Genomic DNA, 14,983 nt, shown 5'->3' on the forward strand with positions numbered 1-14,983 from the left:
GATGCCGGCGACCTACGTCTGGACCAGCCCCACCGGGTTCCGGTTCCGGGTCGACCACCGCGGCACCCACCCCGTCCACGACACCAGACGCGACACCGGCGACGCCGGCCCGCCCGACGAGTAGCCACCCCGCCCCGAACCCCCGCAGACGCAGCACTCTGCGGGGACACAGGCGTGTCACGGTCTGGGAGGATGGACCCTATGCGGGGCATCTTCTTCGACGAGGACGACGCGCGGGCAGCCGCGCTGGTGCTGGTCCGTGGCGGCTTCGCGGCGGAGGTCGTCCGCGAGCCCCTGGCCGGCGAGGACGACGACGAAGGCCACCCGTGGGCCGTGGTCACCGACGCTCCCGAGATCCAGCTCGAGATGCTCGTGGAGACGTACGACGGCTGGCTGGACCATGACGACGATCCCGCAGCCACGAGCCCTCTGGCGGAGCCCCCCACGAAGGCGGGGTTCGCGCTGCCGCTGCCCGACGCGCCGAAGCGGATCAAGCGCCCCGAGTGAGGTTCAGCGCGGGCAGGCGAGCGGGCCGTCGGCGCCGAGGTACGTCCGGTTCGCGGTGACCCGGTCGGCGAAGGGCACGTCCACATGGACGGTCGTGCCCTCCACTCCGATCGTCACCGGCTTCCCGGCGAGCTCCTGCTCGAGGCGGGCCGCGTCGGCTTGCGCGCTGTCCGCCGATCCGAAGAGCCGCAGCGACCGGGCGGGCTGGTCGGGGTGGATGAGGAAGCCGACCGCCCGGCCGTCGGGTGTCCGCCGGGCGCCGTCGCACGGGCCGTCCAGCCCCAACAATGCGTACTCGAGGCCCTCCGGCTCGGCCTGGGCGAGGATGTCGTCGAAGGTCCCTGCCTCGGCGAGGGAGTCCGCCTTGTCGTCGATCACGTCGAGGACGTCGTCGGCACCGAAGCCGAACAACATGAGGTGCTCGTCGGGGAGGAGGAGGACGTAGGACAGCTCCATCGGGTAGCGGCCGCCGTAGCGGTTCGAGCCGTCGACGGCGCTGAAGTCCGGCTGGAACAGGGGGCGCTCGTCGGGGCCGGACCGCTTCAGCCCGGCGTCCTCGAGGTCGGCGGCGACCGCGTCGAGGTCGAGGTCGTCCGACATCCGCCAGACCACGGCGTCCTTCGGCGTGGGCAGTCCGGCCTCGTCGCTGCCGACGGCCTCCCACTCGACGTCGAGAACGCTGAACGCGGCGGTGCGCATCGCCGGAGCGTCAGTCGTCAGGTGGAGCCGGTATCCCTCGGCGAGGAAGGTCTGCGCCCAGTCGTCGAGATCTGCCTCCGCGGCGTCCCTCGCGACGTCCTCCAGGTCCAGGCGCTCAGCGACGACGGCCCGGTCGGTGAACGTCACCGCCTGGCTGTCGGCAGGCAGGTAGGCGAGCGCCTGTTCCAGCCGCGACCCCTTCGGCTCCGTCGCCGGCTCGTCGCCGGCCGCATCTCCTCCGCTGGAGCACGCACCCAGCGCGGGGGCGCAGAGCGAGACGATGACGGCCGCGACGAGCCGGCCCGAGAGGATCCCCATGGGGCAGGAGTATGCAGTGCTACTTCCCCAGCGGGCAGGCGAACGGACCATCCGCCTGCAGCCACGCCTGGGCCATCGTCTGTCGGTCCTTGGGGCTGGCCCGGGCCAGCACGGCCCGGTCGTCGGCCTCCACCTCGACGTCGGCGTCGAAACCGGTGAGGTCGGCTCGCTCGTCGAGGTACGTCGCCAGGCCGTCCGCGTCCGCGGCGGCGTCCTTCTCGCCCGCGAACAGCCGTACGCCGGTGACCTCGTCGGGCGTGGCGAAGAGGGCGGTCCCGTCGGGGTGGAGCAGCCCTTCGTACTGCTGGGCGGCCTGCGCGGGGCTGATCCGCCCGGAGCCGGCGCACGAGGGCTCGAGGGTCAACGCGGCGTACTCCAGCGCGCCCTGGTCCTCGGCCTCGTCGACCAGGTCGCCGAAGCTGCCGGCGTCGGCCAGTGAGTCGGTGTCGTCCGCGACGACGTCGAGCAGGGCGTCCACCTCGGAGCCGGAGACGATGAGCTCCTCGTCGGGGAGGAGGACGAGCGTGAGCAGCGGGGCGGCCGGGTAGCGGCCACCGATCAGGCCCGTCTCGTCGGCGTCCGCCAGGTCGGCGGTGAACGCCGGACGGTCGGACGAGCCGGAGCGCTCGAACCCCGCGTCCTCGAGGTCGGCGGCGACGGCGTCGAAGTCGAGGTCGTCGGACATCTTCCAGACGCGGCTGAGCCCGTCGCCGCTCGTGACGGCCTCCCACTCGACGTCCGCGTCGTCGAAGGCGGCGTCGTCCATGACCGCCGACCAGCGAGCCAGCTCGGTGCCGTAGGCGGTCTCCGGCTCGCCGTCGCCGACGCGCTCGGTCACGGCCGCTCGGTCGACGAAGCTGAGCGTGGTGGCGTCCGCGGGGAGGTACTCCAGCGCCTCCTCGAGCCGCGAGCTCCCGTCGAGCAGCGCGCAGCCGGTGAGGGAGCCGCCGGTGAGGACCGTGACGAGCGCAAGGCGTCCGGGGAGCCGCATGGGGGACATCATTACGCTCGTCCCCATGAACTCGACCGCCGCCCACCGGCTGCTCCTCGTGCACGCGCATCCCGACGACGAGTCGATCGGCCAGGGCGCCACGATGGCAAAGTACGTCGCCGAGGGGCGCGGCGTCACGCTGGTGACGTGCACGGCGGGCGAGATGGGCGAGATCCTGGTGCCCGACCTCGAGCACCTCGCCGCCGACAAGGAGGACCGGCTCGGCGAGCATCGGCGTGGCGAGCTCGACAAGGCCATGGCCGCGCTCGGCGTGACCGACCACCGCTTCCTCGGCGGCTTCGGCACCTACCGTGACTCGGGCATGAAGTGGCACGCCGACGGCCACGCCGTCGCCGCCGACGACGTGCACGAGAACGCCTTCTGGAACGCCGACCTCACCGAGGCCGCGACCCATCTCGTCGCCGTCATCCGGGAGGTGCGCCCCCAGGTGCTGGTGACCTACGACGAGTTCGGCAACTACGGCCACCCCGACCACATCCAGGCCCACCGGGTGGCGATGTACGCCGCGCAGCTGGCCCAGGCGCCGTCGTACCGTCGTGATCTCGGGGAGCCGTGGGAGATCGAGAAGATCTACTGGAGCGCGATCTCGGAAAGCCGGATGCGCGAGGGCCTTCGCCGGCTGCGCGAGGCCGGCGACACGACGACCTTCGAGGGGATGGACCCCGACGGCGCGCTGCCGCCGATGTTCCGTCCCGACGACGACATCAGCTGCGAGGTCGACGCCGGCGAGTACGTCGAGCAGAAGCTCGAGGCCCTGCGCGCGCACGCCACCCAGATCACCACCGACGGTCCGTTCTTCGCGCTGTCCAACAACGTCGGCGCGCAGGCGTTCGGCCGGGAGCAGTTCCGGCTGGTGAAGGGGACGCCGGGAGCGCCGCTCGACCCCGAGACCGGCTGGGAGAGCGACCTGTTCGCCGGCATTCCCGGCGCCTGACGCGGGTGCGGGGGCTCCTCGCGCTCGCCTGTCTGGCCCTCGGGGCCGGCGTCGGGCTGTGCGCCGTGCTGCTGCACGGCTACGGCTGGGGCCTCGGGCTCGGGATCGCGGCGACGGCGGCCACGCTCGTCGCCCTCCCCGGCGGCTGGCGGACGCGGCTGGCGTTCGCCCTGGGTTGGACGGCGCTCCTCGGCGTCGCGTCCTTCCAACGGCCCGAGGGGGACTACCTGATCGCCGGCGACGCGTCCGGCTACCTGCTGCTCGCCACCGGGGCGGTCGTCCTCGGATGCGGATTCGTCGGGCTGGTGCCGCGGCGCGCGAGCGCTGACGATGAGGACCGGTGAGCAACCCCTCCTTAGGATGAGGCGCGTGACGTTCTGGGACTCTGACGCCGGCGGGGACACCGGCGGGGACGCGGGCAAGGCCGAGCGCCCCGGCGGTCGGGTCGTGCTGGTCGTGGTCGTCCTGCTCGCGCTGCTCGTCGGTGGCGGGTACGCCGCCGCCCACGCCGTGGCGGGCGACAAGGTCCCCACCGGCACGAGCATCTCCGGGGTCGAGGTCGGTGGTCTGACCCGGGACGCGGCGATCGACAAGCTCGAGAGCACCTTCGGCGCGCGTGCGGACGCCCCGATCAAGGTGAGCGTCGGGCACCAGGGCGCCAGTGAGGTCAACGACGCGAAGGTGGAGCCGAGCGACATCGGCCTGGCCATCGACTACGCCGCGTCGGTCGACGCCGCGGGCGCGGGTGACTCGTGGAGTCCCGCGCGCCAGTGGGACTACTTCACCGGCGGCGGCAAGGTCGACGCCGTCGTCGACGTCGACGAGGGCCTGCTGGACCAGAAGCTTGCCGAGCTCTCCGAGGGTCTCGGCACGCCGCCGAAGGACGGCGCCATCACGTTCAGCCCGGACGGCGTGCAGACGACCCAGCCGCTGGCCGGTCAGGCGGTCGACCGCGACAAGGCCCGTGCGGCGCTCACCGACGCGTTCCTCACCGGGGAGACCGCGGTCGAGCTCGAGGTCGCGCCCGCCCAGCCCGACATCGACGCCGCCGACCTGGCCGAGGCCCTCGACGGCTTCGCCAACCCGGCGATGGCGAACGCGGTCACCCTGCAGTTCGGCGAGAACGACGTGAAGCTCGCGCCGCGGACCTTCGCGTCGGTGCTGTCGATGAAGCCCGAGAACGGCGAGCTCGTCCCCGTCGTCGACGAGGCGGCCCTGGCGGCGCTGGTCAAGGGCGCCACCGCCAGCGGTCAGCCCGTCGACGCGACCGTCAAGCTCTCGAAGAAGGGCAAGCCGAAGGTCGTGCCCGCCAAGCCCGGCGTCACCTTCGACCCCGCCGAGGCCGCCCGGGTCTTCCTCGGACTGCTCACTGCACCCGAAGGCTCGCGCAGCGCCCCGGTCACCGCGCAGGTCGTCGACGCGGCCTTCACCACCAAGGACGCGGAGGACCTCAAGATCGTCGAGAAGATCTCGGAGTTCTCGACGTTCTACCCCCACGCCGACTACCGCAACATCAACATCGGCCGCGCCGCCGAGCTGATCGACGGCACCGTGCTCAAGCCCGGGGAGGAGTTCTCCCTCAACGGCATCGTCGGCGAGCGCACCGCCGCCAACGGCTTCACCGAGGGCTACATCATCAGCAACGGCATCCTGAAGAAGGACCTCGGCGGCGGCGTCTCGCAGATGGCGACGACGACGTTCAACGCGATGTTCTTCGCCGGTCTCAAGGACATCCAGCACAAGCCGCATTCGTTCTACATCGACCGCTATCCCGTCGGCCGCGAGGCCACCGTCGCGTGGCCGACCGTCGACCTCCGCTTCCAGAACGACACCGAGTACGGCGTCCTCATCCACGCCTGGGTGGTCCCCAGCACCTGGTCGCGCCAGGGCAAGGTCACCGTGCAGATGTGGTCCACCAAGAAGTGGGACATCGAGTCGCAGACCTCGGGCCGCTATGCCACGGTCCCGCCGAAGGTCCGCACGCTGACCACCCCCGACTGCGAGCCCAACACCGGGTGGTCCGGCTTCCAGGTCGACGTGACCCGGATCTTCCGCAAGCACGGGGACCCCGCGGTCGACCACACCGAGAAGTTCCACACGGTCTACACCCCCGCCGACACGGTGAAGTGCGAGAAGCCCGCCCCGCCGCCGGCAGCCAGTCCCGACCCGGGGGAGTGACCCGCCGATTCGGCTCGAACCCGTCGGCGCCCTGCCGATAGGAGCGGCGTGGAGTTCGGACCATGATGCTGCGCGCGGCCTTCGTGCCGCCTGAGGAGGCGGTCGAGCAGCTGCGCGCGCTCGGCGGGAGGCTGGCCCAGCTGCCGGGGATCAGCGCGGTCGGGCCGGGGCGGGTCGACGTGCCGATCGCGGGGTTGGGCAATGTCGTCGAGGCTGACGCGAGCCGGTTCGCCGGCGTGCTCGCCGAGTGCCTCTCGGACATCCCGCCGGTCGCCGTGCGGGCGGCCGGGGTGGAGCTCGCCGGCGAGGAGGTGACGGTCCGCCTCGACGGGGACGTCGCCACGTTGGCCGCCGTCGCCCGCGCCGTGGGCACGGCGGCGGAGCGCGTCAACGTCTACATCGACCGGCGCGGGTTCCGCCCCGCGGTCGTCGTGGGGTCGGTGGCGAGCACGCGACCGGGATCGCCGCTCGACCGGATGCTCTCGGGGCCGGGCGTGCTGTGCGGGCTCGCGATGGAGCCGTGGCCGGTGGCGGAGGTCGCGCTGATCCGGACGCGCTGGTTCGGGGGCGAGGCGCGCGCGGAGACGGCGTACCGGATCCCTTTCCGGGCGGAGAGTTTCGTTGGCCGGGACTTCCGGACCGCGAAGGCGTCGACTCCCCTAGAATAGGAACACGTTCTATTTCAGGGAGTTCCCATGACCGCGACCCCCGTCATCGAGGGTTGGTTCACCACCGGCGCGGAGCCGCGGCTCCTCGCCTCCCGGTGCACCGCATGCAGCAACGTCGTGTTCCCGCCGGTGTCCGGCGACGCCGGGGCGGCCGCCTTCTACTGCCGCAACCCCGCGTGCGACGGCCAGGAGCACGACACCGTCGAGCTCGCGCGCCGCGGTCGGGTGTGGTCCTACACCGACGCGCAGTACCAGCCGCCCGCGCCGTACGTCCCCGCCAGCGACCCGTTCCAGCCGTTCGCGCTGGCCGCCGTCGAGCTGCCCGAGGGGATCGTCGTGCTCGGACAGGTGGCCGCCGGGTTCGGGGTGGGAGACCTGAGGGTCGGCTCCGAGGTCGAGCTCGTCGTCGAGACGCTCCACGCCGACGAGGCGGGCGAGCGCACCATCTACCGCTGGAGGCCGGTCGCATGAACGTCGTGATCGCGGGTGCGGGCATGCACCCCTGGGGCAAGTGGGGCCGCAACTTCACGGAGTACGGCGTGCACGCCGCCCGCGAGGCGCTGCGCGACGCCGGCGTCGCGTGGACCGACGTCGACCTGGTCGTCGGCGGCGAGACGGTCCGCAACGGGTACGCCGGCTACGTCGCCGGCTCCACCTTCGCCCAGGCACTGGGCTGGAACGGCGCGCGGATCGCGACGTCGTACGCCGCCTGCGCGACGGGCGCCCAGGCCATCGACACCGCCCGGGCCCGGATCCTCGCGGGTCTGAGCGAGGTCGCGCTCGTGGTCGGCGCCGACACGACGCCCAAGGGCTTCCTCGCGCCCAACGCCGGCGAGCGCTGGAACGACCCCGACTGGCTGCGCTTCCGGCTGCTCGGCATGACGAACCCGGCGTACTTCGCGCTCTACGCGCGTCGCCGCATGGATCTCTACGGCGCCACGGCCGAGGACTTCGCCCAGGTCAAGGTCAAGAACGCCAAGCACGGCCTGGAGAACCCCTACGCCCGGTTCCGCAAGGAGTCGTCGGTCGAGGAGGTGCTCGCCTCGCCGATGGTCTCCGACCCGCTGCACCTGCTCGACATCTGCGCCACCTCCGACGGAGCCGCCGCGGTCGTGCTGACCAGCGCGGACTACGCGAGGAGGCACGGCCTCGCCTCGCCGGTCACCGTGGCCGCCGTCTCCACGGTCACCCCGACCTTCCCGAACACGGTCATCGACATGCCGCTGCTCGCCACCGACTCCTCGGCTGTCACCGGGGTGCCGGAGCGGACGTTCAAGGAGTCGATCGGGCAGGCGGCGTACGACGAGGCCGGCATCGGTCCCGAGGACGTCGACGTCGCGGAGGTCTACGACCTGTCCACGGCGCTCGAGCTGGACTGGATCGAGGACCTGCAGCTGTGCAAGCGCGGCGAGGCCGAGGCCCTGCTGCGCGCCGGCGACACCACCATCGGCGGCCGGATCCCCGTCAACCCCTCCGGTGGCCTGGCGTGCTTCGGCGAGGCCGTGCCCGCCCAGGCGATCGCGCAGGTCTGCGAGCTCACCTGGCAACTCCAGGGCCGCGCCGAGGGTCGCCAGGTGGAAGGCGCGAAGGTCGGGATCACCGCCAACCAGGGCCTGTTCGGCCACGGCTCGTCGGTGATCCTCTCGGTCTGAGCTCGGCTAGGACGGCGGCCGGATCTCCCAGACCACGTGCTCGCCGGCGAGTCCCTTGAGCTCGACGGTGTCCCGCTCGACCAGCGTGAGGGCCACCTCCTCGCCGAGCGCCTCGCGGACCGCGTCGCTGGCGAGGATCTCCCCGCCGTGCGCGAGGTTCGCGACCCGGGCCGCCATGGCGACGTTGCGCCCGAAGTAGTCGCCGTCGCGGGCGACCACCTGGCCGGTGTGGATGCCGATCCGCACCAGGATCGGGCCGTAGCGGCGCAGGGTGACGTCGCGGGGGAGGTCGCGCTGGATGCCCAGCGCCGCGCGGCAGGCGGCCTCGGTGTCGCGGAAGGCCACCATGAAGCCGTCGCCCGCGGTCTTCACCACCTGCCCGCGGTTCCTCTCGATCTGGGCACGCAGCACGCGGTCGTGGGCGGCCAGCACCTTGATCCAGGTCGCGTCGCCCAGCCGGTCGTTGAGCGGCGTCGACTCCTCGATGTCGGAGAAGAACAGCGTGACCGTGCCGTCGGAGGCGGCCATGTTGAGGATGTCGGCCCGCTCCTCGTCGCTGGCCCAGGACTGGAGGTCCTCGACGGTGCTCTGGATCAGGCCGGTGATGCCGTGGGAGCGGACCTTCGAGGCGGTGCGGATCACCCGTCGTACGGCGCGCTCGGCCGAGTTGGCCGGCGGCGGGGGACGCAGCGCCGCGTCGAGATCCGACTCGAGCTGAGCGACGTGGGCCCGGATGTCGGCGAGCTGGCGCTGCAGGCGGTCCCGGTCGCGGGCGAAGCCCAGCACCAGCCCCGCCAGCACGACCGACAGCACGCACAGCACCGCGACGAGGATGGTCACGAGTCGAAGACTAGGGGCAGGAATCCTCTTGCGGGCCGCAGTAGCGTGAGACGGTGACCACTCCGGTTCCCACGACTGCCGCCACGTCCGCTCCCACCATCAGCACCCTCGGCGAGCTCCGGGCCTCCGGCCACGAGCTCCGGTCCCTGCGTGCGGAGCTCCGCGACAACCTCCTGGCCCGACTCGCCGCGGGCGAGGACCCCTGGCCGGGCCTGCACGGCTTCGAGGACACCGTGATCCCGCAGCTGGAGCGCGCGATCATCGCCGGCCACGACGTCGTCCTGCTCGGCGAGCGCGGCCAGGGCAAGACCCGCCTGTTGCGCACCCTGGTCGGCCTCCTCGACGAGTGGACGCCGGTGATCTCGGGCTCCGAGCTCGGCGAGCATCCCTACGAGCCGGTCACCGTCGCGTCGAGGGCCGCCGTGGCGTCGTACGGCGACGACCTGCGGATCTCCTGGCGCCACCGCGAGGAGAGGTACGCCGAGAAGCTCGCCACCCCCGACACCAGCGTCGCCGACCTCATCGGCGACGTCGACCCGATGAAGGTCGCGGAGGGCCGATCCCTGGGCGATCCCGAGACGATCCACTTCGGACTCATTCCCCGCTCCCACCGGGGGATCGTGGCGATCAACGAGCTGCCGGACCTGGCCGAGCGGATCCAGGTCGCGATGCTCAACGTGATGGAGGAGCGCGACATCCAGATCCGCGGCTACGTCCTGCGGCTGCCGCTCGACGTGTTCGTCGTGGCCTCCGCCAACCCGGAGGACTACACCAACCGCGGCCGGATCATCACCCCGCTCAAGGACCGCTTCGGCGCCGAGATCCGCACCCACTACCCCCGGGCCCTGGACGCGGAGATCGCCGTGATTCGCCAGGAGGCCGACCTGCTGGCCGACCGCGTCGACGTCCCCGACTTCCTCGTCGAGATCCTGGCTCGCTTCACCCGCAACCTGCGCGAGTCGAGCGCGGTCGACCAGCGCTCGGGCGTCTCCGCCCGGTTCGCGATCGCGGGCGCCGAGACCATCGCGGCGGCCGCCCTGCGCCGCGCGACCATCCACGGCGAGGATCGTGCGGTCGCGCGGGTCGTCGACCTCGAGACCGCGGTCGACGTGCTCGGCGGCAAGATCGAGTTCGAGTCCGGCGAGGAGGGTCGCGAGGCCGAGATCCTCACCCACCTGCTGCGTACGGCGACCGCGGAGACGGTGCGCGAGCGCCTGCGCGGACTCGACTTCGCCCTGCTCGTCGAGGCGGTCGAGGAGGGCGCCACGATCACGACCGGCGGCTCCGTCACGGCGCGCGACGTGCTGGCCGGCCTCCCGGTGCTCGGCGAGTCCGAGCTCTACGACGAGGTCTGCGAGCGGGTCAACGGACCCGGCGGCGGGCGCACCGACGGCGAACGCGCCGCGGCGATCGAGCTCGCCCTCGAGGGACTGTTCCTGGCCCGCAAGATCGGCAAGGACGTCCAGCTCGGCCAGGCCGGATCCGAGACCGTCTATGGCTGATCCGTTCGAGGTCCGCGTGAGCGCCGGCTCCCTCCGGGCGGACGACACCGCCGGCTGGGTGGTGCCGCACGCCTGGACCGAGCGCGGCATCGTGGTCGAGGCGCCGGGCACCGGTGCCCACCTCCTCCACGCCGCCGTCGCGGTGTGTGTGCTGAACGACGTCGTCCGCGAGGCGCGGTCCCTCGACCTGGTCGTGCACGGCGTGGCGGTGACCGCGGAGGGAGGGTTCGACGAGCACTGGACGTCGACCGGCATCTCCTACCGCGTCGCGATCGACTCCGCGGAGGACGCTGCCGCCGTCTCGGCGCTCATCGAGCGGGTCGACGAGGTCGCCGAGATCCCTCGCGCCGTTCGCGCGGGCGCCGACGTACGACGGGTGGCCGGATGAGTCGCTATCGCAGGTACGACGGGGGCGACCCCCTCGCGCCACCGATCGACATCGCCGAGGCGCTCGACGCGATCGGTGAGGACGTCATGGCCGGCTACAGCCCGGAGCGGGCGATGCGCGAGTTCCTGCGCCGCGGTGGGCAGGACCAGGCCGGGCTGGACGACCTCGCCCGGCGGGTGGCCGAGCGCCGCCGCGAGCTGCTCCAGCGGCACAACCTCGACGGCACCCTCGACGAGGTGCGCGAGCTGCTCGACAAGGCGGTGCTCGAGGAGCGCAAGCAGCTGGCCCGCGACGCGATGATGGACGACGGCGACCGCGCCTTCCGGGAGATGCGGCTGCAGAACCTGCCCGACTCGCCGGCCGCCGCGGTCACCGAGCTCGGCGACTACGACTGGCAGTCGCGCGAGGCACGCGAGGCCTTCGAGCAGATCAAGGACCTGCTCGGCCGCGAGCTGCTCGACCAGCGCTTCGCCGGCATGAAGCAGGCGCTCGAGAACGCCACCGAGGCCGACCGGCAGGCGATCGGCGAGATGCTCGCCGATCTCAACGAGCTGCTGGAGAAGCACGCCCGGGGCGAGGACACCCCCGAGGACTTCGACGAGTTCATGGCCAAGCACGGCCAGCACTTCCCGGAGAACCCCCGCAACGTCGACGAGCTCGTCGATGCCATGGCGCAGCGCGCCGCCGCCGCTCAGCGGATGCTCAACTCGATGACGCCGGAGCAGCGCCGCGAGCTGATGGAGCTCTCCGCCCAGGCGTTCGGCTCGCCGGCCCTGATGGACCAGCTCTCCCGCCTCGACCAGAACCTGATGTCCCTGCGCCCCGGCGAGGACTGGGGCGGCTCCGAGCAGTTCGGCGACGGCGACCCGTCGACGACCGGCCTCGGCCTCGGCGACGGCACCGGCGTGCTGCAGGACCTCGCCGACCTCGACGCGCTGGCCGATCAGCTCGCGCAGTCGTACGGCGGGGCGAGGCTCGACGACGTCGACCTCGACAAGCTCGCCCGCCAGCTCGGAACCGAGGCCGCCGTCGACGCCCGCAAGCTCCAGGAGCTCGAGCGGGCGCTGCGCGAGTCCGGCGCGATGGAGCGCGGCTTCGACGGCGAGCTGCGGCTCACGCCGAAGGCGATGCGCCAGCTCGGCAAGGCGTTGCTGCGCGACGTGGCCCAGAGGATGTCGGGCCGGCAGGGCCAGCGCGACGTACGCCAGGCGGGCGCGGCCGGCGACCTGTCCGGCGCCACCCGCCCCTGGGAGTTCGGCGACACCGAGCCGTGGGACCTGCCGCGCACGCTGCTCAACGGCGTCCTGCGCCGTGCCGGGGACCCCGGAGGCCGACTGCTGGCGATCGACGACATCGAGGTCGCCGAGACCGAGGCCCGCACCCAGGCGGCGGTCTCGCTGTGCGTCGACACCTCGTTCTCGATGGCGATGGACGGGCGCTGGGTGCCGATGAAGCAGACCGCGCTCGCGCTGCACACGCTCATCGGCTCGCGGTTCCGCGGCGACAGCCTGGAGCTGATCGGCTTCGGCCGCCACGCCCAGACCATGCGGATCGAGGAGCTCACCGCGCTCGACGCCCGCTGGGCCAAGGGCACCAATCTCCACCACGCGCTGCTGCTGGCCAACCGCCACTTCCGCAAGCATCCCAACGCCCAGCCGGTGCTGCTCATCGTCACCGACGGGGAGCCGACCTCCCATCTCGAGTCGAGCGGCGAGGTCTACTTCGCCTATCCGCCGCACCCGATGACCATCGCGCTCGCCGTGCGCGAGCTCGACAACGCCCGCCGGCTCGGCGCGCAGACGACCTTCTTCCGGCTCGGCGAGGATCCCGGCCTGGCCCGGTTCATCGAGTCCATGGCGCGCCGTGTCGACGGGTCGGTCATCGCGCCGGAGTCCGGCGACCTGGGTGCCGCGGTCGTCGGCTCCTACCTCGGCTCGCGGCGCGGCGGAACGCCCGGCGGGGGCGGCCCGGGGCCGGGGACGTACGGCGACTGGTTCGGCTCGCGCGGGTTCTGGGTGGGCTGACCGGCCCGTTCTGAGCGGGATTCGCCGGCCTCCTGTGGACAACCGGATCCGCTCGTTTCCCGCCCGAGGCGCTCGGGCAGCCGACGGTGCATGAACCCACCACTCACCCCGCTGGTCACGTCATGACCGCCACCCTCGATGTCCCGTACGCCGTGCTCAAGGCCGCGCGTGAGCGCTGGGACGCCGCCGCCGACGAGCTCGAGGGCGCCTGGCGCCGCCTCGCCGGCGTGTCCGTCACCGGGCTGTCCGCGACGGTCGCCGCCGCGGTGACCGGCTTCGCCGAGCCCTGGGTCGACGAGCTCAAGGCGGCCTCGCAGCTCGCGGCCGGATATGCCGAGGAGCTCTTCCTCTTCAACCGGATGAGCGTGCTCGTCGACGAGGCGGAGGCCGCGCGGCTGCGCTCCCTCCTGCCGTGGGTCGAGCACGACGCCCCGATCCGGGAGGTCGGCGGCTCGGGGGTGGGGCTGCCATGACCCTCGTCAACGTCCCCGTCCACGTCCCGCCCTGCCCGGTCCTGGAGTCGGAGCCCGCCGCCGCCCAGGACCTGGCCACCGACCTGCGGGCCGCCGCCATCGCCGTCAAGAACGTCCAGGGCTGGGCCTCCTCGATCGCGGCGCCGGCGTGGCTCGGCGACACCGCCGACGCGCACGACCACGCCGCGACCCGGTTCGCGGCCCGGCTGGACGGTGCCGAGGCCGCCTTCGACCGGGCGGTCACCGCTGCCGACGCGTTCGGCGAGCGCCTGGTCCGGCTGACGGCGCGGCGCACCCGCCTCATGACCCGACAGGCAGAGGTCAACGCGGCGATCGACGTCCTCATCAACGAGGTCGCGGCCGCGACCGACGACAGCCGGCTCGCCGAGTTCCAGCGCCGTTCGGACGACCTCGCGGCCCGCGCCGACCGGCTGCGCATCCGGATCGACGGCTGGCTCACCGACGTGACGGACGCCGAGACCGACCTCGTCGCCGCGCTCCGCGGCGTCGACTCGGTCGCCGAGGGTGCGGACGCCGCGGCCGCCACCGACCGACCGGACACCGGCGAGCTCGCGCGCCGGCTCCGCAGTCTCGGCGGCGATCCGGTCGCCGTCGGCGCCTGGTGGCGCCGGCTCAGCCGGGCCGAGCAGGAGGCGGTCACCACCGAGCATCCCGAGCTCGTCGGCGCCGCCGGCGGGATCCCGGTCTCCGATCGCGACGAAGCCAACCGCGGCGAGCTGGCCCACCAGCTCGACCACCTGGGACAGCGCGAGGAGGACGGACAGCTCACCGGGGCGGAGAAGGACGTCCTGCGCAATGCGAAGGCCGTCGACGACGGCCTGGACAGGTATGCCGGCCAGCTGGATCCCAGCACCCGCACCCACCTCGCCGAGCTGATCGCCTTCCACCCCGAGCTGCACTCCGGCGACGGTGGCGTCGCGGTCAGCTTCGGCGATCCCGACACGGCCGACCATGTGTCGGTCAACGTGCCAGGACTGACCACCGACACCACCGGTCTGGCCGGCAACCTGGACAAGACCCACGGCCTCCATGAGGCGGCGCTCGCCGAGGGGCGGGGGAGCGTGGCGTCCGTCTACTGGGGCGACTACGACGCCCCGAGCGGCAACCCGCTCAACCCGCTCGACCCTCTCGGGCAGCTCGACTTCGACAGCGTCGCGCTCACCGACAAGGCCGAGGCGGGCGGTGACCGGCTCGGCGGGTTCGTGGACGGGATCCGCGGCTCCGACCAGGGCGCGCCGGCCCATCTCACCGTGATCGGGCACAGCTACGGCTCGACCACCGTCGGCCACGCGCTCGCCGACGGGCTGCCGGCGGACGACGCGGTGCTGCTCGGCAGTCCCGGAGTCCCCGCGGCGACAGCCGGCCAGCTGACCGACGCGGAGGTGTGGGTCGGGAGCAAGGACCACGACCCGGTCTCCCTGCTGGGCGACGGCGACCGCGGCGGCCTCGGCACGCTGGGGCACGATCCGGCCGACGCCGCCTTCGGCGGCACCCGGTTCGCCACCGGCGACGGGGAGCTGCGCGCCGAGGCGCTGCTCGCCAACCACACGTCGTACTTCAAGGGGAGCTCGCTCACCAACATGGCCCACGTCGTCGCCGGTGAGGACGACGACGTCGACCGGCAACCGGGGCGCGGGGCGGAGGGCGGAGACCATCTCACCCTGCCGGAGCTCCTGGTGGCCTCCAGCGCGGCGAGCGCAGGGCACGGGCTGGCCGAGGCCGGCGAATGGTTCTGGGACCACAGCCGGCTCGGTGGGATCCTGTGAC

The 14,983-nt window shown here is 72.8% G+C and carries 15 protein-coding genes; 12 read left to right on the forward strand and 3 right to left on the reverse strand.

The genetic code is table 11. The features are described from left to right. Positions 1–201 precede the first annotated feature (201 nt). A complete protein-coding gene (locus FHP29_RS15830) occupies positions 202–507 on the forward strand; it encodes a hypothetical protein (RefSeq protein ID WP_139623854.1) in 306 nt (101 codons plus the stop codon). Positions 508–510: 3 nt separating this feature from the next. On the opposite strand, the gene FHP29_RS15835 is transcribed toward FHP29_RS15830, so the two are convergent. After that, positions 511–1,524 (reverse strand): hypothetical protein, encoded by a 1,014-nt coding sequence (locus FHP29_RS15835; protein WP_139623855.1) that lies wholly within the window; start codon positions 1,522–1,524, stop codon positions 511–513. Between the two features lie 19 nt (positions 1,525–1,543). Further along, positions 1,544–2,515, reverse strand: coding sequence for a hypothetical protein (locus tag FHP29_RS15840; RefSeq protein WP_139623856.1), 972 nt, complete (start codon positions 2,513–2,515; stop codon positions 1,544–1,546). A gap of 25 nt (positions 2,516–2,540) precedes the next feature. Between FHP29_RS15840 and mshB the strand changes: the two genes are divergently transcribed. The 6 genes from mshB (at position 2,541) to FHP29_RS15870 (ending at position 7,968) form a co-directional block, all read left to right on the forward strand. After that, entirely contained in the window at positions 2,541–3,470 is a 930-nt protein-coding gene (gene mshB / locus FHP29_RS15845; protein ID WP_139623857.1) for an N-acetyl-1-D-myo-inositol-2-amino-2-deoxy-alpha-D-glucopyranoside deacetylase, read from the forward strand. 5 nt (positions 3,471–3,475) lie between these two features. Next, entirely contained in the window at positions 3,476–3,814 is a 339-nt protein-coding gene (locus tag FHP29_RS15850; protein ID WP_139623858.1) for a hypothetical protein, read from the forward strand. Positions 3,815–3,839: 25 nt separating this feature from the next. Continuing rightward, complete coding sequence (locus FHP29_RS15855; RefSeq protein WP_158296595.1) at positions 3,840–5,648, forward strand: VanW family protein; 1,809 nt, start codon at positions 3,840–3,842, stop codon at positions 5,646–5,648. 62 nt (positions 5,649–5,710) lie between these two features. Beyond that, positions 5,711–6,316: a 2'-5' RNA ligase family protein gene (locus FHP29_RS15860; RefSeq protein ID WP_139623860.1), complete on the forward strand. Its 606-nt coding sequence runs from the start codon at positions 5,711–5,713 to the stop codon at positions 6,314–6,316. 27 nt (positions 6,317–6,343) lie between these two features. Beyond that, positions 6,344–6,787 carry a Zn-ribbon domain-containing OB-fold protein gene (locus tag FHP29_RS15865; protein WP_139623861.1) on the forward strand — a complete coding sequence of 148 codons (444 nt, stop codon included), beginning with the start codon at positions 6,344–6,346 and terminating at the stop codon, positions 6,785–6,787. Continuing rightward, on the forward strand, positions 6,784–7,968 hold the full coding sequence (locus FHP29_RS15870; RefSeq protein ID WP_139623862.1) for a lipid-transfer protein: 1,185 nt from the start codon (positions 6,784–6,786) through the stop codon (positions 7,966–7,968). The genes FHP29_RS15865 and FHP29_RS15870 overlap by 4 nt, the downstream gene beginning before the upstream one ends. Positions 7,969–7,974: 6 nt before the next feature. Here the strand turns inward: FHP29_RS15870 and FHP29_RS15875 are convergent, their stop codons facing one another. Further along, positions 7,975–8,808, reverse strand: coding sequence for an adenylate/guanylate cyclase domain-containing protein (locus FHP29_RS15875; RefSeq protein WP_139623863.1), 834 nt, complete (start codon positions 8,806–8,808; stop codon positions 7,975–7,977). Positions 8,809–8,861: 53 nt separating this feature from the next. Here FHP29_RS15875 and FHP29_RS15880 point away from each other — a divergent pair, with 53 nt between their 5' ends. The 5 genes from FHP29_RS15880 to FHP29_RS15900 all read left to right on the forward strand — a co-directional run bounded on the left by FHP29_RS15880 (position 8,862) and on the right by FHP29_RS15900 (position 14,982). After that, the gene (locus tag FHP29_RS15880) at positions 8,862–10,310 is read left to right on the forward strand and encodes a MoxR family ATPase (protein ID WP_139623864.1); all 1,449 of its coding nucleotides are present in this window, start codon (positions 8,862–8,864) and stop codon (positions 10,308–10,310) included. Then, entirely contained in the window at positions 10,303–10,698 is a 396-nt protein-coding gene (locus FHP29_RS15885; RefSeq protein WP_139623865.1) for an OsmC family protein, read from the forward strand. The genes FHP29_RS15880 and FHP29_RS15885 overlap by 8 nt, the downstream gene beginning before the upstream one ends. Continuing rightward, positions 10,695–12,722 carry a vWA domain-containing protein gene (locus FHP29_RS15890; RefSeq protein WP_139623866.1) on the forward strand — a complete coding sequence of 676 codons (2,028 nt, stop codon included), beginning with the start codon at positions 10,695–10,697 and terminating at the stop codon, positions 12,720–12,722. The genes FHP29_RS15885 and FHP29_RS15890 overlap by 4 nt, the downstream gene beginning before the upstream one ends. Positions 12,723–12,844: 122 nt before the next feature. Continuing rightward, entirely contained in the window at positions 12,845–13,195 is a 351-nt protein-coding gene (locus FHP29_RS15895) for a hypothetical protein (RefSeq protein ID WP_139623867.1), read from the forward strand. After that, on the forward strand, positions 13,192–14,982 hold the full coding sequence (locus tag FHP29_RS15900; protein WP_139623868.1) for an alpha/beta hydrolase: 1,791 nt from the start codon (positions 13,192–13,194) through the stop codon (positions 14,980–14,982). Before FHP29_RS15895 ends, FHP29_RS15900 begins: the two co-directional genes overlap by 4 nt. The last annotated feature ends 1 nt before the right edge of the window (position 14,983 follow it).

This window comes from Nocardioides albidus, from assembly GCF_006335005.1.
Lineage (GTDB): Bacteria > Actinomycetota > Actinomycetes > Propionibacteriales > Nocardioidaceae > Nocardioides > Nocardioides albidus.